Genomic DNA, 16780 nt, shown 5'->3' on the forward strand with positions numbered 1-16780 from the left:
GAACTCATGTACCGCACCCCTCACGAACACCACGAACACCGCGGCCGTGGCCGTGGCCGGCAGGGCTTCTTCCCCGGCTTCGGCGGCCCGCCGCCGTTTCCCCCGGGGCCGCCCGGCTTCGGTCCGTTCGGCGGCCCGCACGGCCGCGGCGGGCGCCGCACCCGGCGTGGCAACGTCCGCGCCGCCGTCCTCGCGCTGCTCCGTGAGCGCCCGATGCACGGCTACGAGATGATCGGCGAGATCGCGGAGCGTAGTAACGGCGTCTGGCGGCCCAGCCCGGGCTCGCTCTACCCGGCGCTCCAGCTCATGGAGGACGAGGGTCTCGTCACGATCGAGGAGACCAACGGCAAGAAGCTGGTCTCGCTCACCGAACGTGGCCGCGCCGAGGCCGACGCGCTCGCCGAGGGCCCCGCGCCCTGGACGCAGGCGTCGGAAGGCGTCGACCAGAGCGTGCAGGATCTGCACGCCGCGATCGGCCCGGTCATGCAGGCCGCCGGCCAGGTGGCCCAGGTGGGCACCGAGGACCAGCGCGCCAAGGCGATCGAGATCCTGACCGAAGCTCGTCGCAAGCTGTACGGCCTGCTCGCCGAAGCCGAGTGAGCCTGCACGGCCCGCCCAGAGCGAGTCTGGGCGGGCTCCACCACCGTTGTCAGATCAGGCGGCGGTCGACCGCCCAGCGGGAGAGCTCGTAGCGGTTGGACATCTGGAGTTTGCGCAGCACGCTCGACACGTGCGTCTCGACCGTCTTCACGGAGATGAACAGCTCGGACGCGATCTCCTTGTACGCATAGCCCCGCGCCAGTAAACGCAGCACCTCGCGCTCACGGTTGGTGAGCAGATCGAGCTCCGGATCGCGCACCACGGTCTCCGGCCGCTGCGTGAACGCGTCGAGCACGAACCCGGCCAGCCGCGGCGAGAACACCGCGTCGCCCTCGGCCACCCGGCGCACCGCGTCGGCGAGTTCGTCCGCGGCGATCGTCTTGGTCACGTAGCCCCGCGCGCCCGCCCGGATCAGCCCGATCACGTCCTCGGCGGCGTCCGACACGCTCAGCGCGAGGAACTTCACCTGCGGCAGCGTCGGCCGGATCGCCTCCAGCACCGCGCGGCCGCCCCCGTCGGGCATGTGGACGTCGAGCAGCACGACGTCGGGCGTGAGCGCGGTGATCACCGACACCGCCTGCGGCACCGTGCTGGCCTCGCCCACCACTTCGACGCTGCCGCCGAGCTCCGCGCGCACGCCGGCTCGGAACATGCCGTGGTCGTCGACGAGCACCACTCGGATCGGTCCGTCAGTCATCGTTACTCACCGTTCGTACGCTTCATCGTCAGCCGGACTTCGGTTCCGCTCCCGGGGCTGCTCCGGATCTCGGCCTTCCCGCCGTGCCGCTCCATCCGACCGAGGATCGAGCCACGCACACCGTGCCGGTCGTCGTCCACGCGCGAGGGGTCGAATCCCTTGCCCCGATCGCGGATGAACACGCTCACCTGCTCGGGTTCGATCTCGGCGTACAGCGACACGGACGCTACCCCGGCGTGCTTGCCCGCGTTGACGAGAGCCTCACGCGAGGCCTGCACGAGCGCGGTCAGCGCCGGATCCAGGTCGCAGTCGCCCACGACGACCGCGTCGACGCTCACCGCGAACGCGTCCTCGACCTCGGCCGCGGCCTCCTCCAGCGCGGCGCCGATCCGCTCGGTGGCCGACGCGGTCGGCTTGTAGAGCCAGTTGCGCAGCGAACGCTCCTGGCCGCGGGCCAGCCGGGCCACCTCACGCGGGTCGTTCGAGCGGCGCTGGATCAGCGCCAGCGTGTGCAGCACCTGGTCGTGCACCATCGCCGCGATCTCGGCCCGCTCCTGCGACCGGATCCGCTCGCTGCGCTCGGCCCGCAGCTCGATCGCGATCTGCGCCAGCCAGGGCGCGATCACCAGCGCGACGCCGGCCAGCAGCACGCTGCCGAACAGCAGACCGTCGCGGACCGACTCCCACTCCCCGGAGAACACCAGGAAGCCGACCAGCCCGACCATCACCAGCAGGGCACCGCCGAGCAGCCGCACCGCGGTCATGCCCCGGCCGCCGGAGAGCACCGGGCCGAGCCACGGCACCTGCGGAGTGGCGGCGGTCCAGCGTTTGCGCTGCACCGGATCGGCCCGGCGCCAGACCAGCGCCGCACCCACCGCCACCACGCCGAGACACCACACCAGCACCAGCTGCGTGCTCTGCCGCAGGCCGAGCAGCACCACGATGATGCCCAGACCGAACACCAGGAACGCGACGAGCTGCCCGGTGTCGCGGTGGCTGCCGCGCTGCTCGGCGGCCGGGTCGAGGCTGAGCACGGCCCAGAACACCGCGTACAGCACGGCACCGAGGCCGCCGAAGGCCAGCAGGGCCAGGAACACCAGTCGGACGACGATCGGCCGCGCGCCGATGTGCTCGGCGATACCGGAGGCGACGCCACCGAGGACCCGGTCGTCGGTGCGCCGGTAGAGGCGGCGGATCGGGATGCCGGACGGGGTGGAGAGGCCGGAGTTCACCGGGTCGGCCGCCGGGGGCTGCACGGTGCGTGCGGCGGCCCGGCGCACGGCCTCCGCGGCGCGCTCGGCGGCGGCGCCGTGGGAGGCGGCGTGCTGGGCGGCGATGCGGGCGACGGCTTCCCGGTGGGCGTCGGCGTGTTTCGCGGCGATGCGGTCGGCTTCCGCGCGGGCCTGCCGTGCGGTCAGGAACTGGGCGGTCAGCTGCTGGGCCTGGGCGTAGGGCACCGCACCGGGCAGACCGTCGCCCGTCGCGACCGCCCCGGGTACCGGGGGAACCGGCCCGGTGGGCGCGGCCCAGGCGGGTGCGGGCCAGGCGGGTGCGGGCGGGGTGGGCGCGGGAGGGGCGGTGACGGGACCGGCGCCGGGCCCGCGGTGGGCTGGCGTAGTGATCATTCCTCCCGGTGTTCGGTGGCGACTCCGATCGTCACACGCACGACGGCGCGAGGCCACGGGGTGAGCCCCGGAGATACGCACCCCGAGCAGATCAGGGTCCGCTCAGGGTCGTGCCCGATGGTTCGGAGGCTTCTCGGCCAGGAGTATCGGTGACATGGACAGCCTCGACCCCCGCCGGGAGCCAACGCCGGATTCCGGCTCCACCCCGCCCAGCGGCTCGGCCGCGGCGCCGGACTCCGCATCGGGCGGGCCGACGCCGTCCGCCGGGCCGACCGACCCGACGCCGCACCGCGACGCCGCCGCGTCGGACGTCCCCCCGGCGCCGGACGCGCCGGACGCACCCGACGCACCCGCTCCGCCCGCGCCTCCGCCTCCTCCTCCGCCGCCGAGTGGCGAGGAGCCCTCCGGCGCCACGCCGCCGGGGCCGATGCCGCCGCACGGGGGTGCGCCGCCGCACGGGGGGATGCCGCCGTTCGGGGGCGGCGCGTGGAGCACCGGGGGCGGTAGCGGCTGGAACTGGAACCGCGGCCGGACGCTCACCCGCACCCGCCAGGGCAAGCTCGTCGCCGGTGTCTGCGCCGGCCTGGGCCGCACCACGGGCGTCGACCCGATCCTGTTCCGCGTGATCCTCACCGTGCTGGTGTTCTTCGGTGGTGTCGGCGCTCTGCTCTACCTGGTCGCGTGGATCGCGCTCCCGGTCGACGACGAGCCGGCCTCGCCGCTGGAGTCGCTGCTCGGGCGGGGCCGCTCCGGCACCTCACCCGCGGCCACGGTCGGCCTGATCGTGCTCGCCGCGCTCCTCCTGATCGGCTCGCTCAGCAACGGGTTCGCGTCGACGGCGCTGCTCGCCGCGTGCCTGATCGGCGGCATGATGCTGCTTCGGCGCGCCGGTGGGCACGGCGGTTTCCCGGCCGCACCGGCCGGTCCGACCGGGCCGGTGCCCGACGGCACGCTCGGTTTCACACCTCCGGCCGGCGGCCCCTGGGTCCCCGCCAGCGCTCCGAACCCCGGCACTCCGAACCCCGGCACGGCCGCCCCGGGCGCCACCCCTACGGCATCGGACGCGCCGGTGACCGACGCCTTCCACGCGCCGGGTCACCAGCCCTCGGCTCCCGCCGCGTCCACACCGACGACCGAAGCCGCGCCCGCCACCGCGGGAGTCCCGGGCCCGGCCGCACCACCGTACGGCGCACCCTCCCCGGGCGTTCCGTACGCCGGCGCACCCTCCACGGGGGCTCCGTACGCGGCGGCACCGTCGACCGGAGCGCCCCCCCAGTTCGGCCCGTACCACACCGGTCACCACGGAGCACCGGGTCAGCCCTACACCCAGCCGTTCGCGCCCTACGGACCGTACGCACCGGTCTCCGGGCCGGGTGTCGTGCCGCCCCCGCCGCCCTACCCGCCGGTCGGCTACCCCGGTAAGCGGAAGAAGGAGCGGTCGGTCCTCGGCCGGCTCACGTTCTCGATCGCCTGCCTGGCGATCGTCGTCCTGCTGATCGTCAACGCGAGCGGCGTCCACATCCCGTTCACCGGGTTCGTGGCGCTGGCTCTGGGCATCGTCGCCGTCGGTCTGTTCGTCGGCGTCTGGATCGGCCGGGCCCGCTGGCTGATCCCGATCGGCCTGGTACTGGCCGTGGCGCTCGGCATCGGCTCGATCGCCGAGAACGTCGACGGCGGTCCGGACCACCAGCGGAGCAACGTCGACTTCGTCCCGACCACGCTCGCCGACGTGCGGCCGTCCTACTCGCTCGGCGGCGGCGACTTCGACCTCGACCTGCGTAACGTCGACTTCACCGGCGTCACCCGCACGATCGAGGTCAACACCGGCTTCGGCGACACCACCGTCCAGTTGCCCGACGACGTGGACGTCACGGTCCAGTACGACCTCGGCGCCGGCGACGCCCGGATCTTCGAGAATCGGCAGAGTGGCATGGGAGTCACCAACTCCGTCACCGACTACGGCGAGAACGGCGCGGACACCAGCGACCTGACGCTGGTCGTCCACCACGGCGCCGGTGACCTGGAGGTCACCCGATGAAGAAGCACCCGGTGGACAGCGTCTCGCTGGTCTTCGCCCTGCTGTTCAGCGCCGCGGTGGCGTGGTGGGGGGTCGCGATGATCAGTCGTGATCCGCTGCACGTCCCCGCGGCCTGGATCGGCGCCGGCACGCTGCTGATCATCGGCCTGGTCGGGCTGATGAGCGCGCTCCGTCCGCAGCGTCAGGCCGAGGCTCCGCTCACGGTCCCGCCGGCGCCGCAGCCGGCGCTGGACGTCGACCCGTACAACGACCCGTTCCTGGCGTCGGTGTCGCTGCCCCGCGTGGACGGTGTGCTCGACGCGGACGCGATCGCCGCCGCCTACCGTGAGGCCGGCTTCGACGACCCGGCGCCGGTCTCCGCCCCCACCGCGGTCACCGACCGTCCGGTGAGCGGGCCGGCCGCTCCGGCGGCCACCGTTCCCACCTTCGACGACCCGGTGGTCACCCCGGACGCCGAGGCGCCCACCGCGATCGTCCCGGCCGCGCCGGAGCAGCTGCCGGTGGCGGAGCGGCCGGTTCGGGACGGTGACACGAAGCAGCTGCCCGCTGATCGCGACGGCGGAGCGACGTCGTGACGTGGCTCCTGGTCGCCGGCCTGGTCGGCCTGGCCGCCCTCGCGGTGGTGGTCCGGGTCGACACCGCCCCGGCGTCCACAGCGGAACGGCGGTGCACCGACCACTGAACGCACGACGAACCGGACGCGCCTCCAGCAATATGCTGGGGGCGCGTCCGGCTGTTGGGGTACGGACGATTCAGCGCCGAAACCCAGGGTGAGGTATGGCAGACCACGTAATTTCCCAGCCGGACGCGGGCCCGCTCGCGTTGTCCGATCGGCCCGTCGGGCCCGTGGCCGCGAAGGTCCTGGTCAGTGAGGTCGCCCGGCACCCGGGCCCGAAGACCGTGCTGGTGATCGGCGCGGGGGCCGGGGACGCCGTGGTCGACCGGCTGCTCGCGGTACTGATGCCGGGTGACCACGCGATCGTCGTGGCCGACGGGCCCGCCGACGAACTGCTGGCCGCCGCCGCGACGCTCGCCGGGCGGGTGTCGGTGCGCAAGGACCTGCCGACCGACGTGTCGGAGCTGCCCGGCCCGGTCGACGTCGCGGTGATCGCGCGTCCGGTGCTGCACCCGACGGTCGTGGACCGGGTCCGCCCGCTGCTGGCCACCGACGGTGTCCTCGCGGTCGCCACCGACGCCACCGGCGGCGACCCGCTCACCGGCGTCGTCGACGACCACGCCGTCCGCACCGACCGGGTGTTCCGCTCGGTCCCGCCGCTGCGCGTGCACCAGCTCCGGTTCGCGCCGGCCACGCCGCACCTCGCGGCCCGGCTCGACCCGGCCGTGGTGCCCAGCCACGTGGCGGTCACCAAGCGGATGGGCATCGACTCGAACGGCGTCGCGTTCGGCGGGCTGGTGGCCGGGGTCGCGCTGCTGACGAAGGTGGTCCGGCCGCGGTCGAAGGCGTGGCTGGTGCCGGCGGCGCTGGCCGTGCCGGTGGCGGCGTTCTTCCGTGACCCGCGGCGGATCGTGCCCGACGACCCGCGGGCCGTGGTGTCGTCCGCGGACGGCAAGGTGCTCGCGGTGGAGCGGCTCACCGACCACCGGTTCGGCCCCGACGAGTGGCTGCGTATCTCGGTGTTCCTGTCGGTGCTCGACGTGCACGTGAACCGGTCGCCGGTGGCGGGGCGGGTCGTCTCGGTCCTGCGCGAGGAGGGCGGCTACGCGAACGCGATGACCGCGGCCGCGGAGCACAACGTGGCGTGCTACACGGTGCTGGAGACCGTGCACGGTCGGGTCGTGGTCGCGCAGCGGTCCGGGCTCATCGCCCGGCGGATCGTGAACCGCGCCAAGGTGGGGGCGCTGCTCGCGAAGGGCGAGCGCTACGGCCTGATCCGGTTCGGTTCGCGCACCGACATCTACCTGCCGGCCACCGCCGCCGAGCCCCTGGTGTCACCGGGCGAGCGCGTGGTGGGCGGCGAGACCGTCCTGGCCCACTGGCTGGCCGACTAAGAGCCCGGAACACGAAAAGAGGGCCGCCCCTGGCAAGGGGCGGCCCTCTTTTCGTGGGTGGATCAGACGGCGGTGATGCCGCGCTTTTGGCGGGCCCAGAGCAACGGGCCGGACAGCAGGTAGGCACCGATCAGCAGGCCCAGCGTGGTGACGGGGTCGAGGGCGACCGCCACCGCACCCAGCGGGAGGAGCCACTTCGGCACCCGCTTGAGCGCACCGATCTTCAGGTACGGGAACGAGCTCACCATCGCGATGGCCAGCGCGGCCACGAACAGCGGCGCCGCCCAGCGACCCGCTTCGGGCTGCAGCAGCACGGCGATCACCGCGATGGCCGCCGCGATCGTCGTCGGCACCCCGGAGAAGAACCGGCCGTTCTTCGGCGACACGTTGAACCGGGCCAGCCGGATCGCCGCGCAGATCGCGACCAGCGCGCAGGCCGCACCGGCCACCACGGTGGGGCTGGGCCCGACGAGCCACGCGAACACCACGACCGGGGTCGCGATGCCGAACGAGCACATGTCGGCGAGCGAGTCCATCTGGGCGCCGAACGGCGTCGAGACGCCGAACGCACGCGCCAGGGCACCGTCGGCCCCGTCGAACAGCACGCAGCCGAGCAGCACGGCCGCGGCGATCCGCACCTCGCCGTGCAGCACCGCGAAGATCGCGGCCATGCCCAGCAGCAGGCTGGCGAGCGTGCACGACTGCACCAGCGCGAACTGGCAGCGCCGGGACAGCGTGCGCTCACCGGTGAGCAGGGGCACGTCCTGGGGTGCCTCTCCGGCGAGGATCTCCGCGGTGCTGGGCGCCGCTTCGAGAGCACGCCGGTGGGTGGGGGCGCCGCGCACGACGTCACCGGCTCTCGGGGCTGCCCCCTCGGGCCACGTGAGCGTGGTGTACGGACCGACCGGCTGCACGTCGACGCCGGGCGGAGCGCCCGTGTCGAGCCCGCCGCGCCGCCTCACCAGCACGCGTCGAGCGAATGTGCCGCCGCGGCGAAGTCCTCGACTCCACCGACGGCCAGCCGGACGGGGGCGGTCGGCACGCCGCCGCCATGGTCTCGCTTGCACCCCGAATCCTCCTGGGCCTGGGCCGGGTAGGGCTGCGTCGACTCGGTGCGACGCGCCACCTACTTGGACCGCGAGCGTCTCCTACGCCTGGGTCCCGATCTCGCGGACGTACATTCGCATAGACGTCTGCCCGCGTTCAGATGTTCGACCAGAAAGTATGAGTTCCCCGTAGAGGCGCCGCCCAATCGGAAGACAGCTCAATCAGGGGCACAAACTAGGTCCGATCCCCCACGCGAACCCGCCGTTCCTGCACGGCTCCGCACGTTGCACCTGCTCATCGGTGTGCGGCGAAGTCCACGGTACCGCACTCGAGCGAGCCCAGTGATACTGGTCACATCCGGCGTCAGGACCCCCAAGCGGGGGTAAGCAGCGTCACTCCCACTCGATGGTGCCCGGCGGCTTGCTCGTCACGTCGAGCACCACCCGGTTGACGTCTCGTACCTCGTTCGTGATGCGCGTGGAGATCTTCGACAGGACGTCGAACGGCACCCGCGCCCAGTCCGCGGTCATCGCGTCCTCACTCGTGACCGGACGCAGGACGACCGGGTGCCCGTAGGTCCGCCCGTCGCCCTGCACCCCGACGCTGCGCACGTCCGCGAGCAGCACCACCGGGCACTGCCAGATGCTGCGGTCGAGCCCGGCCGCCGACATCTCGGCCCGGACGATCGCGTCGGCCTCGCGGAGCAGCTCGAGCCGCTCGGCGGTGACCTCACCGATGATGCGGATCGACAGGCCCGGCCCCGGGAACGGCTGGCGCCAGACGATCGCCTCCGGCAGGCCGAGCTCGAGCCCGACCTGGCGCACCTCGTCCTTGAACAGCGTCCGCAGCGGCTCGATCAGCTGGAACTGCAGGTCCTCGGGGAGGCCGCCGACGTTGTGGTGGCTCTTGATGTTGGCGGTGCCGGTGCCGCCGCCGGACTCGACGACGTCGGGGTAGAGCGTGCCCTGGACCAGGAACTGCACGGATTCGCCGTGCGCACCGGCCTCGGCGACGAGCTCGCGCTCGGCGGCCTCGAACGTGCGGATGAACTCCCGGCCGACGATCTTGCGCTTCTGCTCGGGGTCGGTGACGCCCTTGAGCTCGCGCAGGAACTGCTCCTGGGCGTTGACGACCTTGAGCTTGATGCCGGTGGAGGCGACGTAGTCCTTCTCGACCTGCTCGGCCTCACCGGCACGCAGCAGGCCGTGGTCCACGAAGACGCACGTGAGCTGATCACCGACGGCCTTGTGGACGAGCGCGGCGGCGACCGCGGAGTCGACCCCGCCGGAGAGCGCGCAGATGACCTGCTTGTCGCCCACCTGCTCGCGGATCGCCGCGACCTGGTCGGCGATGACGTTGCCCATCGTCCAGTCGGGGCTGATGCCGGCGACCTCGTAGAGGAACTTCTCCAGCATCTTCTGGCCGTCGGCGGTGTGCAGCACCTCGGGGTGGAACTGGACGCCGGCGAAACCGCGGGCGGTGTCCTCGAACGCGGCGACCGGGGCGCCGGCGGTGGCGGCGGTGACGACGAAGCCCTCCGGGGCCTGGCTGACCGCGTCACCGTGGCTCATCCACACGTTCTGCTCGGTGGGCAGGCCGGCGAACACGACGCCCGGGTCGAGAACGGTGAGCTTGGTGCCGCCGTACTCGCGGTTGCCGGTGTGGGCCACCTCGCCGCCGAGGGCCTGGGCCATCGCCTGGAAGCCGTAGCAGATGCCGAAGACCGGCACGCCGGCGTCGAACATGCCCGCGTCGACGCCGGGGGCGCCCTCGGCGTACACGCTCGACGGGCCGCCGGACAGGATGATCGCGGCAGGCTTGCGCGCCAGCATCTGCTCGACCGGCATCGTGTGCGGGACGATCTCGGAGTAGACCTTCGCTTCGCGGATCCGGCGGGCGATCAACTGCGCGTACTGCGCACCGAAGTCAACGACAAGCACCGGGGGCGGAAGGCTCATGTCCCCGAAGAGTAGTGGGTTCTACCACCCGGCGAAGAATCGGTCCAGAGTTTCAGCCGTCCCGCACGGGCAGGCGAAGAGCAGCCGGGGCGGTGTCGGGAACCGCCGGGAACCGCGGCGGAACGGGGGCCACCCGCCGGTAACCCTCGCCTTGCACCGGGCGCGGGTCCTCGTCGCCCCGGTTCGGCCACAGCGCCATGGCGCGTTCGGCCTGGGCGGTGATCGAGAGCGACGGGTTGACGCCCAGGTTGGCCGAGAGCGCCGCCCCGTCGACGACGTGCAGGCCGGGGTAGCCGTAGATCCGGTGGTACGGGTCGACGACGCCGGTCTCCGGCGAGTCGCCGATCGCGCAGCCGCCGATGAAGTGGGCGGTCATCGGCACGTCGAACGCCTCGACGAGCGTGCCGCCGGCCATGCCCCCGATGTGCGACGCGGTGCGCCGGGTGGCCTCGTGCCCGAGCGGGAGGTACGTCGGGTTCGGTGTTCCGTGCCCCTGCCTGGTGGTCATCCGGCGCCGCCCGAACCACGTGCGCTTGGTGTACGTCGTCAGCGAGTTGTCGACCGACTGCATCACCAGCAGGATGATCGTCCGCTCCGACCAGCGCCGCAGCCAGAGGATGTGGCGCGCCTTGCCGACGTGGCGGGCCATCTCGCGCAGCCACCCCACCCAGCGGGGACGACCCGGGGGCGGCAGCACGGTCGTCAGCATTCCCATGAAGTTGCTTCCCCGCCCGTAGCGCACCGGCTCGACGTGCGTGTCGGCGTCCGGATGGAACGACGACGTGATCGCCACCCCGTCGGCGAAGTTGTCGTCGGGGTCCACCCGGAGGCGGTTCGCCCCGAGCAACGCCTCGGAGTTCGTCCGCGCCAGCACGCCCAGCCGTGACGACAACGCCGGCAGCGAACCGCGGTCGCGGCACGCGTGGAGCAACCGCTGGGTGCCCAGCGCGCTCGCCGCCACGACCACCTGGGACGCCGTGAACGTCCGCCGGGACCGACCCCAGCCGGTCCGCACCGTGTCGACGGCGTAGCCCCCGGAGGGCAGTGGCCGGATCCCCGTCGCGGTGGTGCGGTCGAAGACGGCCGCGCCATTCGCCTCGGCCAGGTACAGGTAGTTCTTGACCAGCGTGTTCTTCGCGTTGTGCCGACACCCGGTCATGCACTCGCCGCAGTGCGTGCAGCCGACCCGCTGCGGCCCGGCCCCGCCGAAGTACGGGTCGTCGACACGCACCCCCGGCGTTCCGAGGAACACCCCGACCGGCGTGGGGTGGAACGTATCCCCCACCCCCATCTCGGTCGCCACCGACCGCATCACCCGGTCGGCCGGGGTCTCCCGCGGGTAGCGGCGCACCCCGAGCATCCGCGACGCCTGGTCGTAGTACGGCGCCAGCTCGGTCTTCCAGTCGGTGATGTGCCGCCACTGGGGATCGTCGTAGAACGCCTGGGGCGGCTCGTAGAGCGTGTTGGCGTACACCAGGGACCCACCACCCACCCCGGCGCCGGCCAGCACGAGCACGTCCTTCAGGAGCGTGATGCGCTGGATGCCGTAGCAGCCCAGCCACGGCGCCCAGAGGTACCTGCGCACGTCCCAGGACGTCCGGGGCAGTTCGTCGTCGGCGAAGCGGCGGCCCGCCTCCAGCACCGCGACCCGGTAGCCCTTCTCGGTCAGCCGGAGCGCGCTGACGCTCCCGCCGAACCCGGAGCCGATGACCACGACGTCGAAGTGATCGCCCATGACCCAGAAACGTTACATCGGGCAATGGGACTGTCAACCGGTGAGATGTCCCAGATACGTCGTCGTCGGGTCGGGGACGTCGATCTCGTGGAAGCCCAGGCGGTCGTAGAACGCGCGTGCCTTCACGTTGGCCGGAACCATCCCCAGGTGCACCGCCCCGATGCCGCGGGACGCCAGCGTGGCGAAGAACCGGTGGATCAGCTTCCGCCCGAAGCCCTGCCCCTGCGCCGAGGGCAGCAGGTCGATGTGCAGGTGCGCCGGGTAGGGCTCCAGCTGCGGCCAGAGCATGCGCTCCGGGTGGTGCATGATCCGCACCAGCTCGTCCGTGCGCGACGTGCCGTCGGTCAGCGGCCACCGGCCGGCCACCGACGGCAGCCACTCCCCTCGGAACCGCTTCACGAACGCGACCGTGTCGGCCGTGCCGAGGACGTACCCGACCGCGCGCTCCCCGTCGTCGACGACGTACGCCAACTCCGGCTCGAACGCCACGTACGGGTCGGCGAACGCCGTCGGGAAGATCGAGGGGTCGGGGTAGAGCGGACGCGCGTCACCGCCCTCGTGGCCGGTACGCACGCAGATGTCGCGCACGGCCTCGAGGTCGGCGTCCCCGTAGGGACGGATGATCAGGTCACCGGCAGACAACCAGATCGACCTTCTGGAACGCCTTCACGTCGGAGTACCCGGTCTTCGCCATCGACCGGCGCAGGCCGCCGAACAGGTTCAGCCAGCCGTTCGGGTCGTCCGCGGGGCCGTCGACGACGGTCTCGAGGCTGCCCAGCGGCCAGTCCGACGTCGCCGGGACGTAGCTGCCGCGCGGCAGCTTCGGGTGCGAGGCCATCGGGTGCCACCAGGCCCCACCGGCGGGCGCCTCGGCGGCCACCGAGAGCGGCTGGCCGAGCATCACCGCGTCGGCGCCGCAGGCGATCGCCCGCGCGATGTCGCCGGAGGTCTGCAGCTCGCCGTCGGCGATCACGTGCACGTACCGGCCGCCGGTCTCGTCCAGGTAGTCGCGCCGGGCCGCGGCCGCGTCGGAGATCGCGGTGGCCATCGGCACCCGGATGCCGAGCACCGAATCCTCGGTGGCCCACTTGTCGGCGCCGGTGCCGACGATGACACCGGCCGCGCCGGTGCGCATCAGGTGCAGCGCGGTCTGGTAGTTGGCGCAGCCGCCGACGATCACCGGCACGTCGAGGTCGGCGATGAACTGCTTGAGGTTGAGCGTGGGCCCGGACGTCGTCACGTGCTCGGCCGAGACCACCGCGCCCTGGATCACCAGCAGGTCGACGCCGGCCGCGACGGCTTCGAGCGCGAGTTCGAGCGTGTGCTGCGGCGAGATGCGCACCGCGGTGGTGACGCCGCCGTCACGCATCACGCGGATGCGCTCGCTGATCAGCTCGGGCTTGATCGGCTCGGCGTACGCCTCCTGCAGGCGGCGGGTGCGACGCGGGCTGTCGGAGAGCGAGGCCAGCTCTTCGAGCAGCTTCGTCGGGTCGTCGTACCGGGTCCACAGGCCTTCGGCGTTGAGGACGCCGAGCCCGCCGAGCCGGCCGATCTCGATCGCGGTCTGCGGGCTCATCGTGGCGTCCGACGGCGTGGCCACCAGCGGCAGGCCGAACCGGAACGCGTCGATCTGCCAGGCCAGCGAGGTGTCGTTCACGTCACGGGTGCGCCGCGACGGCACGATCGCGACCTCGTCCAAGTGGTAGGCGCGGCGGGCGTTCTTGCCCATCCCGATCTCCACCGACATGTTCAATTCAAGCCCCTTGTCACCTCGGCGGCGCGCCGTCAAAGCTCCGAGTCTATGCGGGGGCCGTTTCCGGCCCCCGCCGCGGCTCAGCTCTTGCGGCTTGCGTAGTTCGGAGCCTCGACCGTCATCTGGATGTCGTGCGGGTGGCTCTCCTTGAGCCCCGCCGCGGTGATGCGGACGAAACGGCCGCGCTGCTGGAGATCGGCCACCGTGCGCGCGCCCACGTAGAACATCGACTGACGCAGGCCACCGACGAGCTGGTGCGCGACGGCCGCGAGCGGGCCGCGGTAGGGCACCTGGCCCTCGATGCCCTCGGGGATGAGCTTGTCGTCGGTGGCGACGTCGTCCTGGAAGTAGCGGTCCTTGGAGAACGACTGCTGACGACCGCGGCTCTGCATCGCGCCGAGCGAGCCCATGCCCCGGTAGGTCTTGAACTGCTTGCCGTTGATGAACTGCAGCTCGCCCGGGCTCTCCTCCACCCCGGCCAGGAGCGAACCGAGCATCACGGTGTCGGCGCCGGCCACCAGGGCCTTCGCGATGTCACCGGAGTACTGCAGGCCGCCGTCGCCGATGACCGGCACGCCGGCCGCCTTGGCCGCGCGCGCGGCCTCGAAGATCGCGGTGACCTGCGGGACACCGACACCGGCGACGACCCGCGTGGTGCAGATCGAACCCGGGCCGACACCGACCTTGATCGCGTCGGCGCCGGCCTCGATCAGCGTCTGGGCGCCTTCCTTGGTGGCGACGTTGCCGCCGATGACCTGCGCCCTGGTGTCGGCCTTGATGCGGGCGATCATCTCGGCGACCGCCCGGTTGTGGCCGTGCGCGGTGTCGACGACGACGATGTCGCACCCGGCGTCGATCAGCGAGCGGGCACGCTTGTAGGAGTCTTCCCCGACGCCGACCGCGGCGGCCACCACGAGCCGGCCGTCGGCGTCCTTGGTGGACAGCGGGAACTGGTCCTTCTTGACGAAGTCCTTGTGGGTGATCAGGCCGCAGAGCCGGTTCTCCGAATCGACCAGCGGCAGCTTCTCGACCTTGTTCGCGCGCAGCAGCCGCAGCGCCTCGTCCGGATCGACCCCGACCGGCGCGGTGACCAGCGGCATCGGCGTCATGACGTCGCGGACGCGGCGCGTCGGGTCGGTCTCGAAGCGCATGTCGCGGTTGGTGACGATGCCGACCAGCACACCGTCGGCGTCCACGACCGGGAGCCCGGAGATGCGGTAGCGGCCGCAGGCGCGGTCGACGTCGGCGAGCGTGTCTTCCGGGGAGCAGACCATCGGGTTGGAGACCATGCCGGACTCCGACCGCTTCACGATGTCGACCTGCTGCGTCTGGTCGTCGATCGACAGATTGCGGTGGAGCACGCCGACACCGCCCTGGCGCGCCATCGCGACCGCCATGCGCGCCTCGGTCACCGTGTCCATCGCGCTGGACAGCAGCGGGATACGGACGGTGATCTCCCGGGTGAGCCGGGTGCTGGTGTCGACCTCGCTCGGCATCATGTCCGACTCGCCCGGCAACAACAGCACGTCGTCGAACGTGAGGGCGGTGGGGGCGAACAACTCCGCCAGCGAGTCAGGGGCAGCGAACAGTTCTGGGCTCGGGGGAAGCGAGGTGACCTCAGGCAGCATGCCTCATCGTAGCTGTCAACAGGGACGTCCCGAGTCACCCCGTCCCGCACCTGTGGATACTGCTGTGACCTGCGATAACCAGTGGGATTTGCTGAATCGGTGCGGTACGACTGATCCATTACTCGCCGGTACACGGCGTTCACCGGGTGGTAGATCTCACCCCTGTGACCGTTCGCCGGATCCTCGTCCTGTTACTCACGCTCGCCGTGGTGCTCGGCGTCACGAGCCCGGCCGCGGCCGCGCCGCCCGCCGCGCGCAGCACCACCGTCACCTCGTTCGACGGCACGTCGATCGTCGTCAACTTCTTCCCGGCGGCGGGCCTGCCGGCCGGTGAGCGTGCACCGTCCGTGTTGGTCGGCCCCGGCTGGGGAGGCGCCGGCGAGACCGATCCGGACGCTCCGGCGGTGGCCGGGCTCCGGCAGCGCGGCTACAACGTGCTCACCTGGGACCCGCGCGGGTTCGGGCGCTCCGGCGGCGCGGCGTCGGTGGACCACTACCGCTACGAGGGCCGGGACATGCAGGCACTGCTGAGCTGGCTCGCCCGGCAGCCGGAGGCCCGCCTGGACCGCACCGGCGACCCGCGGGTCGGCATGGCCGGTGGCAGCTACGGCGGCGGCATCCAGTTCGTCACCGCCGCGATCGACCGCCGGGTGGACGCGATCGTGCCGACGATTGCCTGGAATTCGCTGGTGAACAGCCTCTACCCCAACCACACGCCGAAGAGCGGCTGGGGCAACCTGCTGTGCGCGTTCGGGTCGGCCGGCACCAACCGGGTGGTCGCCCAGGTGAAGGAGACCTGCGGGCTGGCCGCCACCGGCGGCCTCCCGGACGCCGCGCTGGAGGCCTGGTGGCGCGACCACGGGCCGGCCGGTCGGCTGATCGACCGGGTCCGCGTCCCGACGATGATCGTCCAGGGCACCGTCGACACCCTGTTCCCGCTGCGCGAAGGCATCGCCAACTACCAGGCGCTGCGGGCGAACGGCACGCCGGTGAAGATGGTCTGGTTCTGCGGCGGGCACGGCACCTGCCTGACGCCTGCCGGTGCGGCCGGTCACGTGGAGGCGTTGACCGTGGCCTGGTTCGACCGCTGGCTCAAGCGGGCGAGGACGAACACCGGCCCGGGATTCGAGTACGTCGACGACGCCGGGGTGTGGCGCGGGGCGCCGAAGTACCCGCTCGCCACCACCCACCGGGTCACCAGGTCGGGCTCCGGGACGCTCTCGTTCAGCCCGGCGGACACCTCGGGCAGCGACGTGGCCGCGGCGCCCGCGACCAACGCCGTCTCGGTGCCGGGTCCGGCGTACCGCGGACAGGTGGTCGGCTCGCCGACGGTGAAGCTCACGTACCGGGGCACCGGTACCGCGCCGCGGACGTCGCTCTACGCGCAGCTCGTCGACGGCACCAAGGTCGCCGGGAACTTCGCCACCGCGCTCCCGGTCACGCTGGACGGGAAGACACACACGCTCGAGGTGCCGCTGGGCGCGGTGGCCTGGAGCGGCGCCACGCTCGTGCTGCAGATCACCGGAGCATCCCGCCTGTACTACCCCCAGCGCGTGACCGGCTCCGTGACGTATCGCGCGACAGTGACCTATCCAGTAACGCCGCCAGCACACGCCGTAAGAATTAGCGGCAACTGATCAGAAACCCCTCCCAGCGTCGTGTCAAGGGGGAAGGCGCGGAGAACCCCGT

13 protein-coding genes are annotated in these 16780 nt (G+C 72.2%); 5 read left to right on the forward strand and 8 right to left on the reverse strand.

The features are described 5' to 3' along the window. The first annotated feature begins 6 nt into the window (after positions 1 to 6). On the forward strand, positions 7 to 600 hold the full coding sequence (locus tag ABD437_RS04965) for a PadR family transcriptional regulator (RefSeq protein WP_344647551.1): 594 nt from the start codon (positions 7 to 9) through the stop codon (positions 598 to 600). Between the two features lie 49 nt (positions 601 to 649). Here the strand turns inward: ABD437_RS04965 and ABD437_RS04970 are convergent, their stop codons facing one another. Both ABD437_RS04970 and ABD437_RS04975 read right to left on the reverse strand, forming a co-directional pair. Beyond that, positions 650 to 1297, reverse strand: a complete 648-nt coding sequence (locus tag ABD437_RS04970; RefSeq protein ID WP_344647552.1) for a response regulator — start codon at positions 1295 to 1297, stop codon at positions 650 to 652. A gap of 2 nt (positions 1298 to 1299) precedes the next feature. Then, positions 1300 to 2529 (reverse strand): ATP-binding protein, encoded by a 1230-nt coding sequence (locus ABD437_RS04975; RefSeq protein WP_425558116.1) that lies wholly within the window; start codon positions 2527 to 2529, stop codon positions 1300 to 1302. A 547-nt stretch (positions 2530 to 3076) separates the two neighbouring features. On the opposite strand from ABD437_RS04975, the gene ABD437_RS04980 reads away from it, so the two are divergent. From ABD437_RS04980 to ABD437_RS04990, 3 genes are all read left to right on the forward strand, one after another. Further along, a complete protein-coding gene (locus ABD437_RS04980) occupies positions 3077 to 4960 on the forward strand; it encodes a PspC domain-containing protein (protein WP_344647553.1) in 1884 nt (627 codons plus the stop codon). After that, on the forward strand, positions 4957 to 5535 hold the full coding sequence (locus tag ABD437_RS04985; RefSeq protein WP_344647554.1) for a hypothetical protein: 579 nt from the start codon (positions 4957 to 4959) through the stop codon (positions 5533 to 5535). The genes ABD437_RS04980 and ABD437_RS04985 overlap by 4 nt, the downstream gene beginning before the upstream one ends. 202 nt (positions 5536 to 5737) lie before the next feature. Then, entirely contained in the window at positions 5738 to 6970 is a 1233-nt protein-coding gene (locus ABD437_RS04990) for a phosphatidylserine decarboxylase (RefSeq protein ID WP_344647555.1), read from the forward strand. A gap of 62 nt (positions 6971 to 7032) precedes the next feature. Here ABD437_RS04990 and ABD437_RS04995 read toward each other — a convergent pair whose 3' ends face one another. The 6 genes from ABD437_RS04995 to guaB form a co-directional block, all read right to left on the reverse strand. Next, complete coding sequence (locus ABD437_RS04995) at positions 7033 to 7938, reverse strand: CDP-alcohol phosphatidyltransferase family protein (RefSeq protein ID WP_344647556.1); 906 nt, start codon at positions 7936 to 7938, stop codon at positions 7033 to 7035. Between the two features lie 471 nt (positions 7939 to 8409). Then, positions 8410 to 9975, reverse strand: coding sequence for a glutamine-hydrolyzing GMP synthase (gene guaA, locus ABD437_RS05000; RefSeq protein WP_344647557.1), 1566 nt, complete (start codon positions 9973 to 9975; stop codon positions 8410 to 8412). Between the two features lie 52 nt (positions 9976 to 10027). Next, positions 10028 to 11710 (reverse strand): GMC family oxidoreductase N-terminal domain-containing protein, encoded by a 1683-nt coding sequence (locus ABD437_RS05005; protein ID WP_344647558.1) that lies wholly within the window; start codon positions 11708 to 11710, stop codon positions 10028 to 10030. A gap of 33 nt (positions 11711 to 11743) precedes the next feature. Then, on the reverse strand, positions 11744 to 12352 hold the full coding sequence (locus tag ABD437_RS05010; RefSeq protein ID WP_344647559.1) for a GNAT family N-acetyltransferase: 609 nt from the start codon (positions 12350 to 12352) through the stop codon (positions 11744 to 11746). Then, on the reverse strand, positions 12339 to 13457 hold the full coding sequence (locus tag ABD437_RS05015; protein ID WP_425558117.1) for a GuaB3 family IMP dehydrogenase-related protein: 1119 nt from the start codon (positions 13455 to 13457) through the stop codon (positions 12339 to 12341). The genes ABD437_RS05010 and ABD437_RS05015 overlap by 14 nt, the downstream gene beginning before the upstream one ends. An 86-nt stretch (positions 13458 to 13543) precedes the next feature. Then, on the reverse strand, positions 13544 to 15091 hold the full coding sequence (guaB, locus tag ABD437_RS05020) for an IMP dehydrogenase (protein WP_344647561.1): 1548 nt from the start codon (positions 15089 to 15091) through the stop codon (positions 13544 to 13546). A gap of 164 nt (positions 15092 to 15255) precedes the next feature. Between guaB and ABD437_RS05025 the strand changes: the two genes are divergently transcribed. Continuing rightward, positions 15256 to 16728, forward strand: a complete 1473-nt coding sequence (locus ABD437_RS05025; protein ID WP_344647562.1) for a S15 peptidase family protein — start codon at positions 15256 to 15258, stop codon at positions 16726 to 16728. Positions 16729 to 16780 lie beyond the last annotated feature (52 nt).

It is taken from the genome of Cryptosporangium japonicum, assembly GCF_039524755.1.
GTDB classification, from domain to species: domain Bacteria; phylum Actinomycetota; class Actinomycetes; order Mycobacteriales; family Cryptosporangiaceae; genus Cryptosporangium; species Cryptosporangium japonicum.